Below are 21,354 nucleotides of genomic sequence, written 5' to 3' on the forward strand. Positions count from 1 at the left end.
TCCTGCCGTGACGCTGACCGTCTCGTTCATCTGCACCGGCAACATCTGCCGCTCCCCCGTGGCCGCGATCATATTCCGCGAGCACCTGCGCCGTGCCGGGCTGGGTGATCTTGTCGAGGTGACCAGCGCGGGCACCGGCGGGTGGCACGTCGGTGACCCGGCCGACCCCCGCGCGGCGAAGTCGCTGGCCGACAACGGTTACCCGACCGAGCACACCGCCGCCCAGGTGGGCCGGAACCACCTCGACGCCGACCTGCTGGTCGCGCTGGACTCCGGGCACGCGCGGCAGCTGCGGCGGATGGTCACCGACCCGGAGCGGGTCCGGCTGCTGCGGTCGTTCGACCCGGACGCGGACGGCGTGGACGTGCCCGACCCCTACTACGGCGACAAGGAGGGCTTCGACCACGTGGTGGAGCTGGTGGAGGCCTCCGTGCCGGGGCTGTTGGCGTGGGTGCGCGAGCGGCTGTGACGCCGGCCGGGGCGGCGGCGGAGCTGACCGGTGCGGCGGCGACCGCGGTCCGGCAGCTCGGCGGGAACGTGTGGGAGGTCGACCTCGCCGACGGCGACCCGGTGGTCGTGAAGCGGCACGAGGAGCCGAACGCGGTGCTCGCCGAGGCCGCCTCGCTGGAGTGGTTGGCCGAACCCGGGGGACCGCCGGTGCCGCGGGTGCGCGGGCACGGCGGGCAGTGGTTGGCGCTGGACCGGATCGAGCCGGGACGGCCGACCCCCCGAGCCGCGGCCGAGTTCGGTCGCCGGCTCGCCGCGTTGCACGCGACCGGCGCGCCGGCGTTCGGCGCTCCCCCACCCGGTGGGCCGGTCGACGCGTCGATCGGCGCGGCACCGATGCGCAACGTCGCATCCGACGACTGGGCGGAGTGGTTCGCCGAGCACCGGATCGCCCACTACGCCCGGTTGGCGGTGGACGCGGGCGCGATGACCGCCGCCGAGGCCCGGACCGTCGAGGACGTCCGGGTGGAGGCGCCGGACGAGCCGCCCGCCCGGCTGCACGGCGACCTGTGGTCGGGCAACGTGCACTGGGCCGCCGACGGCCGCGCGTGGCTCATCGACCCGGCCGCGCACGGCGGCCACCGGGAGAGCGACCTGGCCATGCTGGCCCTGTTCGGCTGCCCGCACCTGGACCGCGTGCTGGCCGCCTACGACGAGGCCGCGCCGCTGGCCGACGGCTGGCGCGACCGCGTGCCGCTGCACCAGCTGTTCCCGGTGCTCGTGCACGCCGTGCTGTTCGGCCGCGGATACGCCCGACAGGCGTTGTCACTGGCGCGATCGCTGCCATGATGACGGCATGGGGATCAAGGCGTTCGACCGTGACGACTGGCAGTGGCTCAACGAGCCGCGGTCCTGGAGCGACCAGGACGGGCTGACCATCACCGGCGACCCGGAGACCGACTTCTGGCGCACCACGCACTACGGCTACGACCGCGACAGCGGCCACGTCCTGGGGGTGCCCCTGGCCGGCGACTTCACCATCGCCGCCTCGTTCACCGCGGACTACGCCGCCCAGTACGACCAGGCCGGCATCGCGCTGTGGCTCGACGACCGGAACTGGATCAAGGCCGGGGTCGAGCTGGTGGACGACGAGTTCCAGGTCAGCACCGTCGTGACCAGGGACTTCTCCGACTGGTCGGTGGTGCCCGCCGGACACGTGGGCCGGGTGACGATCGCGGCGGCGCGCGAGGGCGACGCGGTGACCGTCCGCTACGGCGTGGGCGACGCCGAGCCGACCACCATGCTGCGGCTGGCGTACTTCCCGCCGGAGGTCCGGACGCTGGCGGGCGTCATGGTGGCCGCGCCGACGGGCCCCGGCTTCACCGCCCGATTCGACCGGGTGCAGGTCACAACGGCCTAGGGCTTACCGTGGTCCCGTGCGGTTGAGGTTCCTGTTGCAGCCCGGCTGGCTGGCGTTGACGCTGGCGGTGTGGGTGTTCGCGGGCGCGTGCTTCACCCTGCTCGCGCCGTGGCAGTTCAACCGCGACGCCGAGCGGGAGGCGCAGAACCACGCGGTCACCTCGTCCGTCCGCACCGACCCGGTACCCGTGACCGCGCTGCTCGACCGCCCCACCGCCGAGGTCGAGTGGCGACGCGTGACGCTCACCGGCCGCTACCTGCCCGACGGGCAGGCGGTGGCGCGGCTGCGGACCGTGCAGGGCGAGGCGGCGTTCGAGGTGCTGACGCCGTTCCAGCTGGCCGGCGGGCCCGTGGTGCTGGTCGACCGCGGCTACGTGCGGCCGGTCAACGGCATCAAGGTGCCCGACCTCGCACCCGTGCCGACCGAGGACGTGACGCTGGTCGCGCTGGCCCGCCGGGACGAGTCGGACGACCGCGACGCGTTCCAGGAGGACCGGCACCGGCAGGTGTACTCGGTGAACTCCGCCGTGGTCGGCCGGGCCGCCGGGCTCGACATCCGGCCGGGCTACTTCCAGCTCACCGAGGGCCAGCCCGGCGTGGAGCAGGCCCTGCCGCTGCCGAAGCTCGACGCGGGCCCGTTCTTCTCCTACGCGTTGCAGTGGATCGCGTTCGGCGCGATGGCGCTGGGCGGCTGGCTGTACTTCACCGTCCGCGAGATCCGTCCCGGCGGCGCGCTGCGCGAGGACGACGGCCCGGAGGGCAAGACCAAGGACGGCAGGACCAGGGTCAGGCGGAAGTCCGTCGCCGAACAGCTCGCCGAAGACGAGGCCGCGCCAGCGCGATGACCGCGGTCACGGCCGCCGCCGACGCGCCGACCACCCGCGACAGCTCCACCGCGCGCGTGACGTGACCCGCGTCGGGGTTGCGGCCGTGCCCGAGCACCGGCCGGTCCTCCGCGCCGTGCGCGTACACCGTGCGACCGCCGAGCCGGACCTCCAGGGCACCCGCGAACGCCGCCTCGACCTGGCCCGCGTTGGGGCTGGGGTGCGCCGCCGCGTCCCGCCGCCACGTCCGCCACGCCTCGCCGGCGGACCCGCCGACGACCGGCGCGCCCGCCGCCGTGAGCAGCGCCGCCAACCGTGACGGCAGCAGGTTGGCCACGTCGTCCAGCCGGGCCGCGGCCCACCCGAACCGGAGGTACCGCTCGTTGCGGTGGCCGACCATGGCGTCGAGGGTGTTCGCCGCGCGGTAGCCGAGCAGACCGGGCACGCCCGCGACCGCGCCCCAGAACAGCGGGGCCACCACGGCGTCGGACGTGTTCTCCGCCACGGACTCGACGGTCGCCTTCGCCAGGCCCATCGTGTCGAGCTTGCGCGGCTCGCGCCCGCACAGGTTGGGCAAACGATTGCGCGCCGCTTCGAGGTCGCCGCCGTCCAGCTCGCGGCCCATCGCGGTGCCCTCGTCGGCCAACGACGACCCGCCGAGCACGACCCACGTCGCGGCGGCCGTGGTGAGGGCCTGGAAGACCTGGCTGCGCCTGCCGAACCGCTCCACCGCGACACCCGCGAGGACCGTGCCGCCGACGAGCACCGCCGTGTGCGCCGCACCGCCCACCCGGTGGTCGCGGTACAGCCTGCGCTCCAGCGCCGCCGCCGCACGTCCGAATCCCGCTACCGGGTGATACTTCCGGGGGTCGCCGAACACCGCGTCAGCGGCCACGCCCAGCACCAACCCCACCGCGCGCCCCAGACTCACACGGGCACGGTAGCCCGCACGTGTCGGACCGCCGCATTAGGGTGGCGCACCGTGGAACCAGCCGGCCGCCTCAAGCTCTACGCGTACCTGGACGCCCGTGATCACCAGCGCACCTACCTGGCGATCATGCGGTTGTTCACCTCGACGCTGCTGGCCGACCTGTCCGCGGGCGAGGTCGCGGGCGCGCTGGCGGGCGCCGAGCGGGAGGGCCGGGTCGAGCCCGGCGAGTCGCGCATCGAGAACGTGCTCAACCGGCTCCGGCAGCTGGTCGAGTGGGGCAACCTGGTGCAGGGCAGGCGCGAGGTGGTGGCCTCCAGCATCGCCGAGTTCCAGCACGGCAGCGTGCGCTACCAGGTCAGCAAGCTCGCCGTCCGGGTGCAGCGCGACGTGGACGAGCTGCTGCGGGTGCCGGAGGGCGCGCGGGAGGTCTCGCGGGAGCTGCTGCCCGCCGTGGAACGCGGTCTCGACCGGCTGGGGCGGTCGCTGTCGGAGGCGTTGATCAGCGGTGCGCCGCGGTCGCGCGAGGCGCTGGCCGAGCAGGTGACCACGCTGTTCCTCCAGCACGCCGAGCTGGCCGCGACCGTGCGCGACTTCTACGCCTACCTGGGGCAGGTCGTGACGCGGCACCACCTGGCGCCGGAGGAGATCTCCGGGTTCCGCAACCTGCTGGTCGAGTACATCCAGATGGTCGTGGAGGACGTGCTGCGGCACACCCCGGCCATCGCCGAGGCCCTGGCCCGGGTCACCTCCGCGCGCTCGGAGCTGCTCCGGCTGCTGGGCCGCGCCGACCTCGGCGAGCAGGTCGAACGGGCGCGCGGCCGGTCGGCCGAGGACTGGCAGGAGCTGACCGACTGGTTCGTGGACCGGCCCGGCCGGCCGAGCCAGGTGACGGCGCTGCGCGAGGCCACCGCCCGGGCGATCGGGTCGTTGCTGGCCAGCGTGAAGCGGGCCACGTCCGGCGGCGGGCTGCTGCCCAGCCGGCGGGCCGAGCTGCTCAAGCTGGCGGCCTGGTTCGACTCGGGCACGCGGTCGCAGGCGCACGAGCTGTACGCGGCGGCGTTCGGCCTGCACTCGGCGCGGCACCTGTCGCCCGCGCCCGAGCACGACAGCGACAACGAGCGCACGCCGTGGCGGGACGGTCCGGTGGTCGACGTGCAGGTGAGCGTGCGCAGCCGGGGTGACCGCGGTGCGCGCGGGCGCACGTCCCGGATCCTGGACGACCCGATGACCGAGCAGTCGTTGCTGGCCGAGGCGCGGGAGGCGGACGAGCGGCGGGCGGCCTCGGTGGCCGAGTTGGCGGCGGCGGCGCCCCGGCTGGCCGAGACGACGTTGTCCGGCGAGGCGCTCGGGGTGTTGTGCGAGCTGCTGACGTTGGCGATGGCGCAGCGCGACACGACGACCGACCCGGGCTCGGCGACCGATCCCGTGCGCGGGCTGAGGGTGACGGTGGCGCACGACCCTGGGGGCGCCACGCGGATCCGTTCGGCGGCGGGGACGTTGACGCTGCACGACTCGACGCTGGTGCTCGACTGATGTTCGACGACCTCTCCGAGATCGACGCGGCGAACGTGGTGCGCTGCGCCCGCACCCTGCTGCGGCGGCCGTTGCTGCGCGCCGACGGTCCCGACGGCGAGCTGCTCACGCTGGTCTTCCGGCACCGGGCCGCGTTGCAGGACCTGTTCGCCCGGGTGCTGGGCTACCGGCTGGTGGTGGAACGGCGGTTCGCGCGGCTCTACAAGGCCGGGCCGGGACCCGACGACTCGCGCGGCGTGCTCGGCATGTCGCCGCGCGGCTACGCGTACGTGGCGCTGACCATGGCGGTGCTGACCGGGATCGGGCGGCAGACGTTGCTGTCGCGGCTGGTGGCGGACGTCCGCGCGGCGGCCGTGGAGGCCGGGCTCACCGTCGTGGACGACGTCACCGACCGGCGCGCGTTGACGGCGGCGCTGCGGCACCTGGTGTCGCTGGGCGTGCTGCACGAGACCGAGGGCACGGTGGACGTGCAGGCCGAGGCGTTGATCACGATCGACACCGACCTGCTCGGCCAGCTGCTGACCGGTCCGGTGGCGGAGGCGTCCTCCCCGGCACGGCTGGTGGAGCTGGCCGCACGGCCCGGTCCGCGCGGTGTCGAGCACGCGGTGCGGCGCAAGCTGGTCGAGAACCCCGTGGTGCTGTACGCGGACCTGGCGCCCGAGCAGGCGGAGTGGTTGCGGCGCAACCAGCGCAAGGAGTCGGTGTTGCTGGAGACGTGCTTCGGCCTGCGCACCGAGTGCCGGGTCGAGGGCGTGCTGGCCGCCGACCCCGAGGACTACCTGACCGACCTGTACTTCCCCGGCACCTCCACCGTGGCGCGGATCGCGTTGCTGGCGTTGCCGGAGCTGCTCTCCTCACCGCCACGCCCCGACGGGCGGCACGTGGTCGCCCTGGCGGAGTTGAGGTCGGTGTGCGAGCGGTTGGTGGAGGACTACCCGACCGCGTGGTCCAAGCAGTTCACCGAAGACCCGGACCGGCTGGTCGACGAGGTGCTGGAGCTGCTGCGCCGGATGGGGTTGGCGGTGCCCGCGTCCGTCCCCGCTGCGGCGGAGGACGGGTGGCTGCTCAACGCGGCCGCGCACCGGTGGCTGCCCGCGCCGGACGGCGACCCGGAACGTGACGTGGAGCCGGTGGTCGTGCCGGACGTGCCCAGCTGGTCGTTGTTCGATGAGGAGACCGCGTGAACAGGTGGCGGCTGCACAGGGGCGGCATCGTCAACATCTGGCAGTACACCGAGCAGGAGTTCGACTTCTCCGGTGGCCGCGCGATCTTCCAGGGCACCAACGGGTCCGGCAAGTCGCGCACGCTGGAACTGCTGCTGCCGCTGTGCCTGGACGGCGACCTGAGGCAGGTCGGTTCCAAGGGCTTCGACACGGTGTCGCTGCGGCGGCTCATGCTGGACGACTACGACGGCGGGCCCAACCGGATCGGGTACGCGTGGGTGGAGCTGACCCGCGGCGCGGACTCGGGCTCGGGTTCGGACGAGTACCTGACCTGCGGGTTGGGGGTGAAGGCGTCCAAGACGTCCCAGGCGATCACCGACTCGTGGCGGTTCATCACGTCGTCCCGCGTGGGTCGTGGCCTGACGTTGGTGGGTCCGGACCGCACGCCGTTGGGCCCGGCGCAGCTGCGCGACCTGATCGGCGCGGACTGCGTGCTGGAGGAGGCCGCGTTCCGGGCCCGCGTGGCCGAGACCGTGTACGGCGTGCCCGCGCCCCGGTACGGCGACCTGCTGCACCTGCAACGGACGCTGCGCAACCCCGACGTCGGGTTGAAGGTGCTGGAGGGGCAGCTGGAGCAGATCCTGTCCGACGCGCTGCCGCCGTTGGACTCGGCGATGGTCGAGCAGCTGGCGACGTCGTTCGACGACCTGGAGTCGATCCGGGAGAACATCACCCGGCTCTCGTCGGCCGACGCGGCGCTGGGGACGTTCCTGAAGACCTACTCGGACTACGCGTTCGGCGGGTTGCGGGCGGCGGCGGAGCGGTTGGGTGCGGCCGAGGACGGGGTGCGCAAGCTGGAGCGCGCGTCGGCCCGGCTGTCGGCGTCGTTGGAGGAGGCGCTGGCGGCGCGTGCGGCGGCGGAGCACTCGTTGACGTCGCTGGAGGCCGGTGAGCAGCAGGCCGAGGAGACCATCGGGGCGTTGAAGGAGCTGCCCGCGTTCCGCGACCTCCAGGACCTGCAGACGCGCGAGAAGCTGGTGGCGGAGAAGCGCTCGTCGGCGGCCGCGGCGTTGGACATGGCGAACAAGCAGCGGTTGCAGGAGGACGGCGCGGTCGACGGCGTGCTGCGGCTGCTGCGGCGGTTGGCGGAGGACCTCGGCTCGGCGCACGAGCTGGTCGAGCCGCTGCGCCACCACCTGCGGGTGACGGGCCTCGACGCCTCGGCGGTGCCGGACGTCCCCGCCGTGTCCGCTTCGGACGCTCTGGTCCGCACGGAGTCGGTGCGGGCCAAGCCCGACCCCGAAGCCGAACCACTGCCGATCGAACGCCGCGTGCCGCCCGCCGCCGAGGTGGGCGACGAGGTGCTGGAGGCGGCGGCCGCGAGGATGTCGGAGATCGCCTCGGCGGCCCGGCAGCGCGGGGCGTTGGCGCTGGCGCTGGCCGCGCGGGCGGCCGAGCTGGACTCGGCGCAACGGCAGGTCGACACCCTTCGCCAGACCGCGCGGGATGCGCAGCACGCGGCGACCGAGGCGGCGGCGCTGCGCAACCAGGAGGCGCAGGAACTGGCCGAGGTGGCCCAGGACTGGTTGGCCGAGGTCGGGTCGTGGCGGACCTCGGGCCCGTTGGCGGAGGTCCGGCCGGACTCCCCGCTGGCCGTGCCCACCGCCGTGGACCCGGCCACCGCCCGCTCCCTCACCACCGCCGCCCGGGACTGGGTGGGTCCTCTGGTGACGGCCGCCCGGGACGGCGCACATGCCGTCGTGCGGCGGCGGGCGGACCTGGTCACGTCGATCAACCGGTTGGACGCCGAGCTCTCCGGCCTGCGATCGGGGACGGCACAGGCACCGGACCGCGGTCGTTTCACCGCGGCGGACCGGGACTCCGCCACCGGTGCCCCGTTCTACCGGCTGGTCGACTTCGACCCGTCGGTGGACGAGGCGGCGCGGGCGGGCCTGGAAGCGGCCCTGGAAGCATCCGGCCTCTTGGACGCCTGGGTGCCGGGGACACTTTCGGGTGAACATGGCCCGAATATGTACGGAAACACTGTTACCACCACTCGGTTGAAAACCAGCGGAACCGCCGAAACCACCCCCGACCTGCCGACCGCACCACCCGACGACGCACCGGCCGTACCTGACCACGACGTCCCGGCCGCACCTCACGACGTGCTGGCCGTACCCGGCACCCCGGTCGACGGCCCATCCCTGGCGACGGTCCTGATCCCGGCCGTCGAGCCGAACTCCCCGGTGCCTGCCGCGGTCGTGGCGGACTTGCTCGCATCGGTGTCCCTGCACACCCTCACCCCTGCCCCTGTCCCTGCGCCCGGATTCGCGGTGTCGCCGGACGGACGGTGGCAGGCAGGCGTGCTGACCGGCGCGTGGCACAAGGACGCGGCGGAGTTCATCGGCGCGGGTGCCCGCGAAGCCGCCCGCCGGCGGCGGATCGCGGAACTGGAGGACGAGCTGGCCACTCTGCGCGCCGACCTGGGCGCGGCCGAAGCCGACCTCGCCGCGGCGCACGGCCGGGTCGAGCAGTGGGAGACCCACCTCGACCGCTTCCCGGCCGACCGCGAGCTCGTCGCCCGCCACGGCCGCCTGCAAGCCGCGCAGGAATCGGCCGATCGGGCCGCCCGCCGGGCGCAGGAGCTGCGCGACGAACTCGCCGCCGCCCAGGCCCGCGGCGAGGCCGCCGCCGCCGAAGTCGTGCGCCAGGCGGGTGACGCGGGCCTGCCCGCCACCACCGACGGCCTGCAGCAGGCCCAGCAGGCGGCGGCCGAGGCGCAGCGCACGGCCGATCGGCTGGGTGACGTGCTGCGCCGCCCGTGCCGCGGCACGGTCGCCGACCTGACCGACGCGACGCACCGGTACCACGCCGCCGTGGACGATCGGGTTGCCGCCGAGGCGGATGCGGAGGCGCGGTGCGTCGACTACGCGTCGCAGGCGTCGACGTTGGCCGAGCTGACCGACGCGATCGGCGGCGAGGCGCGGGAGATCGCGGATCAACTGTCCACTGTGGAGCGTTCACGGCGGGAGATGCGCGACGAGCTGAAGGGTGTGCGGGAGCAGGTCGCGTCGGCGCGTGAACAGGCGGCCAAGTTGAGCGCCCAGATCGAGACCTCGGCCGAACAGCTCGCCTCCGCCCGCGACACCCTCACCCACGCGACCGAGCACTTCAAGGCCACCGTGCAGGCCCCCGGCATCCTGGTGGCCGCGCTGCCGGACGTGCCGGAGGACGTCACGTCGGTGCGCGCGGCGCTGGCGGGTTCCGACCGGCGCGGCGCGGGTGAGGCGACCGTGATCACCAAGCTCCAGGCGTTGCAGACCTCGCTGGCCGGCAGCCACGACATCGCCGCCGAGCAGCACGTCGGCCTGCTGACCGTCACCGTCACCGGCGAGGAGGGCGCCCGGCCGGTGGCCGTCGCCGCACGGCAGGTCACCGCGAAGTTGGCCGAACAGCGCGGTTTCCTCGACGAGCAGTACCAGAACATCTTCGCCGACTACCTGATCCGCGACCTGGCCGAGTGGCTGCGCGGGCAGATCGCGGTCGCCGAGGACCTGTGCAAGCGGATGAACGAGGTGCTCGGCAAGGCCCGGTCCAGCCAGGGCGTGCACGTGAAGCTGGCGTGGAAGCCGTCGGCGGCGTTGGAGGAGGAGACGCGCGACGCGCTCGCGCTGGTCCGCCTGCCGTACGCGGACCGCGATCCCGACCAGGACGCCACCCTGCGGCGCGTGTTCACCGAGCGCATCGAAGCCGAACGGGACGCGCACACCGGCAACTACGCCGAGATCCTGTCCCGCGCCCTGGACTACCGCACGTGGCACCAGTTCACCGTCACGGTCGCCGACACCGGCCCGGACGGCAACCCGCGCGAACGCCGGCTGCGGCAGCTGTCGTCCGGCGAGACACGACTGATCTCGTACGTGACGCTGTTCGCGGCGGCGGCGTCGTTCTACGACGCGGTGAGCGGCGAGTTCTCGCCGTTGCGGCTGGTGCTGCTGGACGAGGCGTTCGAGCGGCTGGACGACCCGACGATCGCGCGGATGCTCGGCCTGCTGGTGGACCTGGACATGGACTGGGTGATCACCTGGCCCAGCGGCTGGGGCGTGTCCGACAAGATCCCGCGGATGCACATCTACGACGTGCTGCGACCCAAGAACGGCCGCGGCGTGGCGTGCACGCGGACGACGTGGGACGGCGCGGCGCTGGACCGGGTCGACCCCTGATCGGTGTTCCTCCGGGAGGACGCGGGAACCGTCGGTAGCATCGGCCGGTGACGTTGAGCAACGCCGATGTGCACGAGTTGTACGGCAAGCAGTCCTACCGGGAGTTGTGGACGAAAGCGCTCAACGCCCTGGAGTCCGACGAGGCCGGCTTCACCGTGGGAACGGGCGACGTGCACACCGCCAACGACATCGGCGGCCTGCTCGGCGCGTTCGACCACCCCGCGCCTTCCCGCCGGAAACTGCGTCCCGGCACGCGGACGACGGTCACGGTGGCGGAACTGGACGGCCGCTTGCGCCGGGGGAAGTTCGGCAACGGCCTGCGCGAACTGCTCGAAACGCTCATCGGCGAGCCGGTGTTGACCAAGGCGGAACGGCGTGGGATCTTCACCGCCGAGCTGGCCAGGGTCGGACTGGACTCCCACCCGTGGGCGGAGTCCTGGCTCGACCACTGTCAGAGCCCGCGACTCGTGGCGTCCACCGAGGTGCGGGTCACGGCCCAGCGCTGCGCGGCCATCCTGTCCCGGTTGGTGCTCGATCCGGGCTCCTACCCCGACGAGCACATGCCGCTGCGAGGGCTCGCGGAGTCCTACACCGGTGACGTGAGCGGTCTGAGCCCTCGTCACCTGGTCGGTCGGCTCGTGCTGCGCGCGGTGGTTTCGGCTCACTCCAAGGCGATGCCGACGACGTCCCACGATCGCTGGTTGTCGTGGCTGCGCGCCGGGGTGATCATGGACGACAAGTCGACCTGGGACGTGTTCATCAGCCACGCGCACGAGGACAAGAACGACTTCGTCCGCCCACTCGCGAGCGCGCTGCGGGAGACCGGGCTGCGCGTCTGGTACGACGAGTACACGATGCTCGCCGGCGACAGCATCCGGGAGTCGATCGACCGGGGGATCCAGCGGTCGCAGGCGGGACTGCTGGTGATGAGCCCGCACTCCCTCGGCAAGTTCTGGACGCGGCAAGAGGTGAACGGTTTCTTCAGCGTGGCGCGCAGCCAGAGCACCCTGCTGATCCCCGTGCTCCACGGCCTGGCCCCCGAGGAGCTCGCCCGGCACTCGGCGATGTTGGCGGACTTCAGGGCGATCGGATCCGGGATCGGGGTCGAGGCCGTGGTGGACGACGTGCTGCGGGCCGTCGGCAGGCGGGACCGGTCCTGACTAGACGACGCGGCTGGCCGTGCGGCGGCGCACGCCGCCCGCGGCCAGGAACTCGGCGACGGGCAGGGTGGCCGCGCCGAGCGCGACCGACTCGGGGCCCAGTTCGCACAGGGTGATCGACGCCTGCTCGAACGGCCGGTGCAGGGCGTGGCGGGAGGCTTGGGCGCGCACGTCGTCCAGGATTCGCGCACCCAGCAGCAGCCCGGCCCACCCGCCGACGATCACCTGCGACGGGTTGAACAGGTTGATCAGGTTCGCGATGCCGAGGCCCGCGTAGCGGGCGGTCTCGGCGAGGACGTCCCGTGCGGCCCGCGAACCGTCCGCGACCAGCGCCGCCAGCGCCGCCTCCTGCTCGGCGGGCACGTCGGCGTGCACCGCGCGGTACCGGTCGACCACGGCGGACGCGCCGATGTAGGCCTCCAGGCACCCGTGCGCGCCGCACCGGCACGGCCGGCCGTCCAGCGCGACCGTCGTGTGCCCCCACTCCCCCGCGCCGCCCGACGACCCGCGGTACAGCACGCCGCCCGCGATGACGCTCGCGCCGACGCCCGACCCGATCAGCGCGACCACCACGTCACCCGTGCCGCGGCCCGCGCCGAACCACACCTCGGCCTGCCCCAACGTGTTCGCGCCGTTGTCGAGGAACAGCGGCAGGTCGGTGCCGGTCCGGAGCAGCTGCTCCAACTCGACGCCGTGCCAGCCGACGGTCTGGGCGTACACCAGGCCGTGCTCGACCTGGCCGGGCACGCCGATGCCGACGCCGAGCACGTCGCCCACCCCGCTCTCGGCCAGGCATCGGTCGAGTCCTTCGAGGACGCGCCGGGCCACGTCGTCGATGGAGTGGACGTCGGGTTCCATCGGGAACGTCGCCTCCGCCAGCCGCTGCAACGTCAGGTCGAACACCTCGACCAGGACGTGCGTCTCGCCGACGTCGACACCCACGACCGCCGCGTGCGCCGGGTTGACCCGCAGCAGCACGCGTGGCCGCCCGCCGTCCGACTCGACCTGCCCGGCCTCGACCACCACGCCGTCGGAGATGAGCTCGGCGACCACGTTGCTGACCGACGCCTGGCTCAGGCCGGTGACGCCGGCCAGTTCCTGCCGGCTGCGCGGCTGGTCGAAGTACAGCGCGCGCAACACCCGCGCCCGGTTACCGGCGCGCAGGTCGCGCACGGTCAGCTTGCGGTGCACGGCGACCCCCAACGGGCGAGTAGTACCACGGCCGCCACACGGGCGCGTCGAACTCCCGACGTTAGTCGGTTGCGAACCGCTTGGTGTCCCATTTGCCGTGCGCCTCCAGCAGTTTGCGCCCGATGCGCTTGAGATCGGCGACGTCGCGGTCGCTCAGCGGGGCGGCGAACTCGTCGGCGACCGACTCCCGGTACGCGGGCGCGCTCGTGGCGGCCAGTACCCGCCGGCCGTCGTCGGTCAGCACGGCGTGCACGACCCGGCGGTTCTCCGGTGGCTGTTCGCGCACGACCCAGCCGCGCCGCACGAGCCGTTCGACGAGTCGGGTGACGCCGCTCGGGCTGACCGCGAGCAGGTCGGACAACTCGGACATCAGCAGGCGGCCGTTCATGTCGATCCGGTACAGCGCCTCGTGTTCGAGCAGCGAACACCCGGCGACGGCCTCGATCCGCCGCTCCACGGCGACCCGCACCGCGTCCACGCCCTGCTGCACGTAGAGCCACGCCAGCAGCGCGTCACCCGGTTCGTGTCGGCTCATGACCGCACCCTACCAAACTCACTTGACCAAAGAACGTTTTCAAGGTCAACCTTTGACCATGGAACCTATTCTGGTGACCGGCGCGACCGGCGCCCAAGGCGGAGCGGTGACCCGTGCGCTCCTGGCCCGCGGCCACCGCGTCCGGGCCCTCACCCGCACCCCGCACGGCGTTGCGGCGCGGGAACTGCGACGGTTGGGGGCGGACGTCGCGCACGGCGACTTCGGCGATCCCGCGTCCCTGCGTGCGGCCCTGCACGGCGTCCGCGCCGTGTTCGCCGTGACCACGCCGTTCGGCAGCGACACGGACGCCGAGACCCGCCACGGCATCGCGCTGGTCGACGCGGCCCGGGACGTGGAGCACATCGTGTTCACCTCGGCGTCCAACGCCGACCGCGGCACCGGTGTCCCGCACTTCGACAGCAAGCGACGCATCGAGGAACACCTGGTCGCGGCCGGTCCGCGGTGGACGGTCCTGGGGCCTTCGGCGTTCATCGACGACAAGTTCGGCGACTGGACGTTGCGGGGCCTGCGCGAGGGCACGTTCCACCTGCCCGTGCCGTCGGACCGCGAGCTGCACCTGGTCGCGGTGCGGGACATCGCGGACGTCGCGGTCCTGGCCCTGGAGCAGCCCGACCGGTTCGCGGACAGGCGGCTCGACCTGGCGGGTGAGGCGCTGACCCCGGCGGACATGGCGGCGGCGTTGACCGCGGCCATCGGCCACCCGGTGCGCCACCACTGCCCGCCGTTGGACGTGGTGGCGCGCTACTCGACGGACCTGGCCGCGATGTTCGGCTACTTCACCGAGGTGGGCACCGACATCGACCTGGGCCGGCTGCACGCCGAGCTGCCGGAGATCACCTGGCTCCGGTACGCGGACTTCGTCCGCCTGCTGCCGTGGCCCGAGCTGCTCCGCCCCGCCTGACCTGCGGTGTCGCGCCGGGTCAGCCCGCCGTCGCCCACGACTGGATCATCCGGTAGGCGATGGACGCGCCCGGCGCGAGCAGCAGGTCGGGCACGCTGCCCGGCTCGGCGAGCGCCTGCCGCACGTCGGCCCGATCGACCCACCTGGCCTGCGCGATCTCGCCGTCGGCGAGCCGCAGGGGTTCGGCCGGGTCGGCCACCGCCTCGAACCCCACCATCAACGACCGGGGGAACGGCCACGGCTGGCTGCCGAGGTAGCGGATCGCGCCGACCTGGACGCCGACCTCTTCCTCGATCTCCCGCGCGACGCACGCCTCCAGCGACTCGCCCGCCTCGACGAACCCGGCCAGCACCGAGTACCGCCCCTCGGGCCACCCCTCGCCGCGGGCCAGGAGCACCCGGTCCGCGCCGTCGTGCACCAGGCAGATCACGGCCGCGTCGGTGCGCGGGTACTCCTCGCGCCCGCACTGCTCGCAGACCCGCGCCCAGCCGGACTTGATCGACCCGGTCGGCCCGCCGCACACCGCGCAGAACTTCGCCGACCGGTGCCAGTGGAACAACGCGACCGCGGAGGTGAACAGGCCCGCACCGGTGTCGTCCAGCAACGCGCCGCACGCCCGCAGGTCGAGCCACTGCGGCTCGTCGGTCAACTCCGGCCTGAACCACGCCCGGCCGGAGGGCGCGTCGACGTCCGTCTCGTCCTCGGTCAGCGGAACCGCCCAGTACGCCACGCCGTCCTGCTCGCCCAGCAGCACGGCGGTGTCCGGCGGGCCGTCGCCGAACTCGGTGGCGGGGCGGTCGACCAGGCGCGATGCCTGGTCGGCCACCAACGTGCGGCCGTGCGCGTCCACGGTGAGCACGCGCGCCTTCGGCCACAGCTGCGCGATCCGCTCCGCGTCACCGCGCAACGGCTCGCGCCGGTCCACCGTGAACCGCGACAGGGCGGGCAGTTCCCCCAACTCGAAGCTCACGGCAGGGCCACACCGCCCAGCGCGCGCAGCTGCGGCGCCAGCAGTTCCGCGTCGCCCACGAGCACGCCGGTGAACGCGGTGGGCGCGAAGAACTCCAGCGCCACCTCGGCGACCTGCTCCACGGTGACCGCCGCCAACCGGCCGGGGTGCCCGGTGAACCACTCCACGTCCAGACCGAGACCGGCGAGGTTCATCAGGAACGACGCCAGGCCGCCCTGCGACGACGTCGCGGTCAGCAGCGACCCGATCGCGTACCGGCGCGCGATGTCCACCTCGGACTCCGTCGGCGGGACGAGGCCGAGCTTGCCCAGCTCGTACCGGGTCTCCAGCAGCGCCGCCGCGGTCGCCTCGCTGGCCGTGTCGGCGTCCACCAGCAGCGTCGCGCCGCCCGGCGTGAACTCCGGGTGCGAGCGCGCGCCGTAGGTGTAGCCCTTGTCCTCGCGGATGTTCTCCACCAGCCGGGACGAGAAGCCCCCGCCGAACACCAGGTTCGCCAGCTGCAACGCGGCGTACCGCTCGTCGGTGCGCGCGAGCCCGCGTCCGGCGAGCCGGATCTGGGACTGCACCGCGCCGGGGCGGTGCACCAGCAGCACGTCGCCGCCGCGCACCGGCGGCACCGGCCGCAACGCCACCGCGGTGCCCTCACCGGTCCAGCCGCCCAGCGCGCCCTCGACCGCGCGCACCGCCGCGTCCGGCTCCACGTCGCCCACGACGACGACCACCGACCCGCGCGGCAGCACGGCCGACGAGTGCAGCGCGAGCACGTCCTCCCGGGTCACCGCCGCGACCTCGTCCGCCTCGGGCATCTCCTTGGCGAACGGGTGGTCGCCGTACAGGTGGCGCTGCAACGCCTCCCGCGCGATCACGTTCGGCTGCGACCGCGCCAACCGGATCCGCTCCACCAGCCGCGCGCGTTCCCGCTCGACCTCGTCAGCCGGGTAGGTCGCGCCGGTCAGCACGTCCCGCAGCACGTCCAGCACGGTGGCGAAACCGGACACCAGCGCGTTGCCGGACAGCGCCAGCCGCTCCGGGTCGACCATCGCGTCCAGCTCGCCGCCGACCAGCGCCAGCTCGGTGTCCACGTCCACCCGGGTGCGGGTGGCGGTGCCGGTGAGGATGGTGCTCGCCAGGACCTCGGCTCGGGCCGCGTGCGTGGAGCCCTCGCTGCTCGACGCCGGGTCGCCGAACGGGATCCGCAGCCGCACCTCGACCAGCGGCACCGACGACCGGCGCACCGCGAGCACCCGCAGGCCGTTGGCCAGCGTCGTGTCGACGGTGTCCAGGTCCGCCGCCGCCCGCTGCTCGCCCAACTCCGGGAACGGGCGAGGCCCGAGCGCCGTACGGCCGATCTCGTCGGCGCTGCGGTGCTTGGTCGGGGCGCTCACTCGGTACCTCCGTCGACGGGCTTGAGGGTCAGGACGGCGCGCGAGTCGGGCCGCAACGCCTTGGCCGCCGCGGCGACCTCGTCGGTGGTGATGCGGGACAGCTTGTCCGGCAGCTCGTACAGCAGCTCGGCCCGCCCGAACAGCAGCTCGGCCGACCCGAGGCCCAGCGTCCGGCTGGTGAGCCGGTCGTGCTCGCGGTGCATGGTCGACACCCAGCGCGCGGTGACCTTCGCGAGCTCCTGCTCCGTCGGCCCTTCCTCGGCCAACCTCAGCAGCTCCTCGTCCACGGCCGCGAGCACCCGCGCCGAGTCGACCTCCGGCGGGTGGATCGCGGTGACGGTGAACGTGTCGGGGTCGCGCGCCTCCAACGGCCCGAACAGGCCGCACCCGGCGCCGACGTCGACCACGATCGCGTCGCGGTGCACCAGCCGCTGCTGCAGCCGCGACCCGTCGCCGTCGGTCAGCACGCCGGCCAGGACCAGGTAGGCGAGGTAGCTCTCCACCTCGGCCACCGGGTCCGGGATGCGGTAGCCCACGGCGATGGCGGGCATCGGCGCGTGCTGGTCGGTGTGCTCGGCCCGCAGCTCGCCCTTCGGCGCCGCTTCGGCGAACGACGGCCGGGGCGGCACCGGGCGGGCGGGCACGTCACCGAAGTGCTGCTCGACGAGTGCCTTCGCCCGCTCGGGCTCGAAGTCGCCCGCCACCGTCAGCACGGCGTTCCCCGGCGCGTAGTAGGTGTCGAAGAACGCGGCGCAGTCGTCCACGGTGGCCTTCTCCAGGTCGGTGAAGTCGCCGTAGCCGTTGTGCGCGTTCGGGAAGGTCTGGTACAGGACCGGCGGCAGGAGGATCCACGGGAACCCGCCGTACGGTCGGTTCAGCACGTTGAGCCGGATCTCCTCCTTCACCACGTCGATCTGGTTGCGCAGGTTCTCCTCGGTGATCTTCGGCGCCCGCATGCGGTCCGCTTCGAGGAACAGCGCCCGCTCCAGTGCCGCCGACGGCAGCACCTCGTAGTAGTCGGTGTAGTCGGGGTGGGTCGACCCGTTGAACGTGCCGCCCGAGGACTGCACGTGACGGAAGTGGGCCAGCTTCTCCAAGCTCTCGCTGCCCTGGAACATGAGGTGCTCGAAGAGGTGCGCGAACCCCGTCCGCCCCTCGGGCTCGGAGCGGAAGCCCACGTCGTAGTGCACGCTCACCCCGACGACCGGGGCGCTGCGGTCGGGTGCGAGCACCACCCGCAGACCGTTGGGAAGCGTGAACCTGTGCAGTTCGGGTAGCGCCATGGACGCAGCCTACGGGTTCACACCACTGCCGGTCCCGATGGTCGCCCACCACCGGTGAAGACCCGCTACGCCCAGCGCGAACCCACCCGGTACCCACTGGCCGACCAGCGGCGCGACGGTCGACCCGGGGCCGGGCGCACGCCTGCCCGATCCGGACCACCGCTCGTCTCGGCAGGCCGCCCACCCGGTGGAGCCGGCGTGTGTGGACACCGGGTTGGCCTCGGCCCGACCACCGCGGCACGCCCGCCCCGCCGCCCCGCGGGTCCGGATGCCGAGGTGACTCCATTGTCGAACTGCTGTTCGACCTGACGCAAGATCACTATCGGGTGAAACGAGGATCAGCCCCGCAGCGACCTCAGGTGCCCGGCCTGCGCCAGCACCCCGTCCAACGCCCCGAGGAACGCCGGGAACGTCCGCGCGAACCGACGCAGGTCACCGCCCTGCTCGGCCTCACCGAACCAGTACAGCCCCGGCCGCGCGCCGGCGAACGCCTCCAGCCACCGCTCCGTCTCCCCCAGCACCACGGCGTACGGCAGCGACCGCGAGAACACCATCTCCCGGTCGGACTCCGGGATGTCCGAAGGGCTCGCCGTGTGCAGATACCCGCGCAACCCGCGCACGTGCTCCAAGAGGGCACTCCCGCGCTTGGTGCGAGCGGGCATGGAGCGCGCGCCCACCGCCAACGCCACACCGGCGACCACGACCACCAACCCGAACAACGCCGCCGCACCGGCCAACGCCAGCACCACCGTCAGCACGATGCCGAGCACACCCACCCCGACCCCGGCCCACCACCAGAGGTTGCGCTCGGCGTCCGGCCTGCGCGCGAACCAGTTCTTCGCCACCACGTCGGCGTACAGCGCGTCCCGCACCCGCGACAGGTCGATCCGCCTGCCCCGCAGCTCCGACAGGGACACCGCGTCCACGCCGTCGGGCAATAACGCCTCGTACACCGCCCGCTCGTACCCGCACAGCGACGGGTCGGCCGGGTTGCGCCGCACGAACCGCCAGTCGTGCCCGTCGACCTCCTCGATCCACACGTAGTTGCGCACCGCGAGGTCCACGACCGTCGCGGTCACGTCGACCACGTCCACGTGCTCGTCCACCACGGTCCCGACCTGGCCGGGCAGCACGCCGTCCGGCGAGGCGAACGCCACCCGCCCGGCGCCGTCGGTGACCAGCACGGCCACCGGCCCGACCTCGGCGGCCAAGGCCCGCGCGTCACGACCGCGCAGGTACCACAGCAGCAACCCGCCGCACAGCAGCAGCACGACCAGCCCACCGAGGCCGGCGCCGGTCAGCGGGGTCAGCGCGAACGCCGCCGCCAGCCCCGACGTCTCCTCCACCAGCGCGTTGGCGGGCGCCGCGCCCTCCTGCAACCCCACCACCACGTCGACCCGCTCGCCGGCGGCCAGGCCGATCTCGGTCGCCCGCACGCCCCGGCCGTCGCCCAGGTCCGCGCTGGTGCACGGCTTCGACGTGCCCGGCTCGCCGGCCAGGCAGCTCACCGACCGCGGCGCGTCCGGCGTGATCACGGAGACCTTCACCGAGTCCAGCGCGGTGTCCCACCCGCTCGCGGGCTGCCAGCGCAGCTCCAGCGTGTCGCCGATCTTGGCGACCGCGCCGACCACGGAGTACTTGACGGTGGACGTGCCTGCCCGGAGTGCGATCGTCAGCTCGTCGGCCGATGCTGTAGCCGTGCCCTCGCCCGCCACGGTCGCGTCGTCGACCCGGAAGACCCGCTCGCGGTCGGCGCCGACGGGAACGCGCAGCGGGACCACCCGCGTGGCCGCCTTGCCCTCTGGGACGGTGACCACCTCGGTCACGGTCAGCCTGCCGTCGCGCTCCAGTTTGAGCCGCACGTCGGCGCCGACCGTCCCGGGCAGTCCGGCCGTGCTGCTCGGCTGCGCCGACGCCGTGCCGGTACCCGCGCACAGCGCGACCGCGCAGATGGCCGCCGCTCCCCAGTTTTTCAACACGGGCGCGGAGAATAGCGGAGTTCCCCTAAGCTCTTGTGCTGATTCGGGTATCCGCGATATGGGGGACGACCAGCGATGACGCAACCACCGCCGCCTGGTGGCTGGCCGCCGCCACGACCGGTCGGGCCGCCGCCGATGCCCTCACCGCTGACCCCGCCGCAACAGCCCCAGCAGCCCTACCAGTGGCCGGCGCAGCAGCCGCCACCCGCCCAGGCCCCGCAGACCGGTCCGCAACCCACGCAGCCGTGGCCCGGGTACGCCCCCACGACACCGCCGCCGATGGCACCGCCGCCCATGGCACCGCCCTCCATGGCACCGCCGCCGATGGCCGCGCCGCAGCCACCGCCGGTGAACTGGGGGCCGCCGCACGGTCCGCCGCCGGGGTGGGGTCCGGCGCCGGTGCCGTACCCGCCGCCACCGCGGCAGAAGAGCAAGGGCCCGCTGGTGGCGGTGCTGATCGTCGGGCTGCTCGTGCTCGGTGTCACCACGATCGGGATCCTGGCCGCGAACAGCGGCTCCGAGGCGGCGAGCGACTCGGGCAACGGGTACTCCAGCTACACGTACACGCCCGAGGCCACCACCACGACCACGACGACGACGACCACGACGGAGAGCAGCGGGCGGTCCACGTCGACCAGCACGTCGAAGGCGGGCCCGAAGGCCGTCGTCACGCTGGGCGACAACCCGATCCACGGCGCGGGCCTGGGCGCGTTCAACATCGGCGGCTGCGCCCTGCCCCCGATGGACTACTCGCCCGCCGGTCAGGACCGGTTCCTGCGGGCCGCGCTGCCGTGCATCGAGGCGATGTGGAAGCCGTCGTTCGAACGCGCGAACCTGCCCTACCAGCCGGTCGAGCTGGTCCTGGTGACCTCCCAGATCACCAATACGTGCGGCTCCATGGGTCCCGACCGCACCGCCATGTACTGCGACGGCACGATCTACTGGACGCCGAACCACTACGCCAACGAGCAGGGCTCGGCCAACCCGAACCACCCGGGCAAGTACCTGGGGCAGCTCGCGCACGAGTACGGCCACCACGTCCAGTGGCTGTCGGGCATCCTGCGGGCGTCCAGCCAGGCGCAGTACGAGAAGGGCGGCTGGGACACCCCGGAGGGCCTGGACCTGAACCGGCGCAAGGAGCTGCAGGCCACCTGCTTCGGCGGGATGACGCTGGCACCGCTGTCGCACGGCGCGGTGCCCAACGACGTGATCTCGGTGGCCCTGACCGACGCGGGCAACCGCGGCGACTACCCGATCTACCCCAACCGCGACCACGGCGCTCCGGAGCGGAACGCCGCGTGGGTCGACCACGGCTTCAAAAACAACGAGACGAGCGCGTGCAACACTTGGGTGGCGAGCGCGGCGGACGTCAGCTGACCCGACTGGAGG

The 21,354-nt window shown here is 73.4% G+C and carries 17 protein-coding genes; 10 read left to right on the forward strand and 7 right to left on the reverse strand.

Features of this window, described 5'->3' with window-relative positions:
- Window positions 1–13 precede the first annotated feature (13 nt).
- From AB0K14_RS23985 to AB0K14_RS24000, 4 genes are read left to right on the forward strand one after another with little or no spacing between them, the layout of a single operon-like run.
- Window positions 14–469 (forward strand): low molecular weight protein-tyrosine-phosphatase, encoded by a 456-nt coding sequence (locus AB0K14_RS23985; protein ID WP_360458958.1) that lies wholly within the window; start codon window positions 14–16, stop codon window positions 467–469.
- Window positions 466–1,296: a fructosamine kinase family protein gene (locus AB0K14_RS23990; protein ID WP_360458934.1), complete on the forward strand. Its 831-nt coding sequence runs from the start codon at window positions 466–468 to the stop codon at window positions 1,294–1,296. Before AB0K14_RS23985 ends, AB0K14_RS23990 begins: the two co-directional genes overlap by 4 nt.
- Window positions 1,297–1,303: 7 nt before the next feature.
- Window positions 1,304–1,867, forward strand: coding sequence for a DUF1349 domain-containing protein (locus AB0K14_RS23995; protein ID WP_360458932.1), 564 nt, complete (start codon window positions 1,304–1,306; stop codon window positions 1,865–1,867).
- A gap of 16 nt (window positions 1,868–1,883) precedes the next feature.
- A complete protein-coding gene (locus AB0K14_RS24000; protein ID WP_360458930.1) occupies window positions 1,884–2,711 on the forward strand; it encodes an SURF1 family cytochrome oxidase biogenesis protein in 828 nt (275 codons plus the stop codon).
- Here AB0K14_RS24000 and AB0K14_RS24005 read toward each other — a convergent pair.
- Entirely contained in the window at window positions 2,653–3,621 is a 969-nt protein-coding gene (locus AB0K14_RS24005; RefSeq protein WP_360458928.1) for a cobalamin biosynthesis protein, read from the reverse strand. The genes AB0K14_RS24000 and AB0K14_RS24005 overlap by 59 nt on opposite strands.
- Before the next feature lie 51 nt (window positions 3,622–3,672).
- On the opposite strand from AB0K14_RS24005, the gene AB0K14_RS24010 reads away from it, so the two are divergent.
- The 4 genes from AB0K14_RS24010 to AB0K14_RS24025 are packed head-to-tail and all read left to right on the forward strand — an operon-like array spanning window position 3,673 to window position 11,700.
- Window positions 3,673–5,154 carry a DUF2397 domain-containing protein gene (locus tag AB0K14_RS24010; protein WP_360458926.1) on the forward strand — a complete coding sequence of 494 codons (1,482 nt, stop codon included), beginning with the start codon at window positions 3,673–3,675 and terminating at the stop codon, window positions 5,152–5,154.
- Window positions 5,154–6,338 carry a TIGR02678 family protein gene (locus AB0K14_RS24015; protein ID WP_360458925.1) on the forward strand — a complete coding sequence of 395 codons (1,185 nt, stop codon included), beginning with the start codon at window positions 5,154–5,156 and terminating at the stop codon, window positions 6,336–6,338. Before AB0K14_RS24010 ends, AB0K14_RS24015 begins: the two co-directional genes overlap by 1 nt.
- The gene (locus AB0K14_RS24020; protein ID WP_360458923.1) at window positions 6,335–10,540 is read left to right on the forward strand and encodes an SbcC/MukB-like Walker B domain-containing protein; all 4,206 of its coding nucleotides are present in this window, start codon (window positions 6,335–6,337) and stop codon (window positions 10,538–10,540) included. The genes AB0K14_RS24015 and AB0K14_RS24020 overlap by 4 nt, the downstream gene beginning before the upstream one ends.
- A gap of 47 nt (window positions 10,541–10,587) precedes the next feature.
- Window positions 10,588–11,700, forward strand: coding sequence for a TIGR02679 domain-containing protein (locus AB0K14_RS24025; protein ID WP_360458921.1), 1,113 nt, complete (start codon window positions 10,588–10,590; stop codon window positions 11,698–11,700).
- On the opposite strand, the gene AB0K14_RS24030 is transcribed toward AB0K14_RS24025, so the two are convergent.
- A complete protein-coding gene (locus AB0K14_RS24030; protein WP_360458919.1) occupies window positions 11,701–12,903 on the reverse strand; it encodes an ROK family transcriptional regulator in 1,203 nt (400 codons plus the stop codon). It lies immediately after the preceding gene.
- 49 nt (window positions 12,904–12,952) lie between these two features.
- Window positions 12,953–13,426, reverse strand: a complete 474-nt coding sequence (locus AB0K14_RS24035; RefSeq protein WP_360458917.1) for a MarR family transcriptional regulator — start codon at window positions 13,424–13,426, stop codon at window positions 12,953–12,955.
- A gap of 58 nt (window positions 13,427–13,484) precedes the next feature.
- Here AB0K14_RS24035 and AB0K14_RS24040 point away from each other — a divergent pair, with 58 nt between their 5' ends.
- Window positions 13,485–14,348 carry an NmrA/HSCARG family protein gene (locus tag AB0K14_RS24040; protein ID WP_360458915.1) on the forward strand — a complete coding sequence of 288 codons (864 nt, stop codon included), beginning with the start codon at window positions 13,485–13,487 and terminating at the stop codon, window positions 14,346–14,348.
- 19 nt (window positions 14,349–14,367) lie between these two features.
- On the opposite strand, the gene nudC is transcribed toward AB0K14_RS24040, so the two are convergent.
- The 4 genes from nudC to AB0K14_RS24060 all read right to left on the reverse strand — a co-directional run bounded on the left by nudC (window position 14,368) and on the right by AB0K14_RS24060 (window position 19,965).
- Window positions 14,368–15,318: an NAD(+) diphosphatase gene (gene nudC / locus AB0K14_RS24045; RefSeq protein ID WP_360458913.1), complete on the reverse strand. Its 951-nt coding sequence runs from the start codon at window positions 15,316–15,318 to the stop codon at window positions 14,368–14,370.
- A complete protein-coding gene (locus AB0K14_RS24050) occupies window positions 15,315–16,703 on the reverse strand; it encodes a pitrilysin family protein (RefSeq protein ID WP_360458911.1) in 1,389 nt (462 codons plus the stop codon). The genes nudC and AB0K14_RS24050 overlap by 4 nt, the downstream gene beginning before the upstream one ends.
- Window positions 16,700–17,986, reverse strand: a complete 1,287-nt coding sequence (locus AB0K14_RS24055) for a pitrilysin family protein (RefSeq protein WP_360458909.1) — start codon at window positions 17,984–17,986, stop codon at window positions 16,700–16,702. The genes AB0K14_RS24050 and AB0K14_RS24055 overlap by 4 nt, the downstream gene beginning before the upstream one ends.
- Window positions 17,987–18,324: 338 nt before the next feature.
- The gene (locus AB0K14_RS24060; RefSeq protein WP_360458907.1) at window positions 18,325–19,965 is read right to left on the reverse strand and encodes a DUF2207 domain-containing protein; all 1,641 of its coding nucleotides are present in this window, start codon (window positions 19,963–19,965) and stop codon (window positions 18,325–18,327) included.
- Window positions 19,966–20,040: 75 nt separating this feature from the next.
- Here AB0K14_RS24060 and AB0K14_RS24065 point away from each other — a divergent pair, with 75 nt between their 5' ends.
- The gene (locus AB0K14_RS24065; RefSeq protein ID WP_360458905.1) at window positions 20,041–21,342 is read left to right on the forward strand and encodes a neutral zinc metallopeptidase; all 1,302 of its coding nucleotides are present in this window, start codon (window positions 20,041–20,043) and stop codon (window positions 21,340–21,342) included.
- Window positions 21,343–21,354: the final 12 nt, after the last annotated feature.

Source organism: Actinosynnema sp. NPDC050801 (genome assembly GCF_040673975.1).
Taxonomy (GTDB): Bacteria; Actinomycetota; Actinomycetes; order Mycobacteriales; family Pseudonocardiaceae; genus Actinosynnema.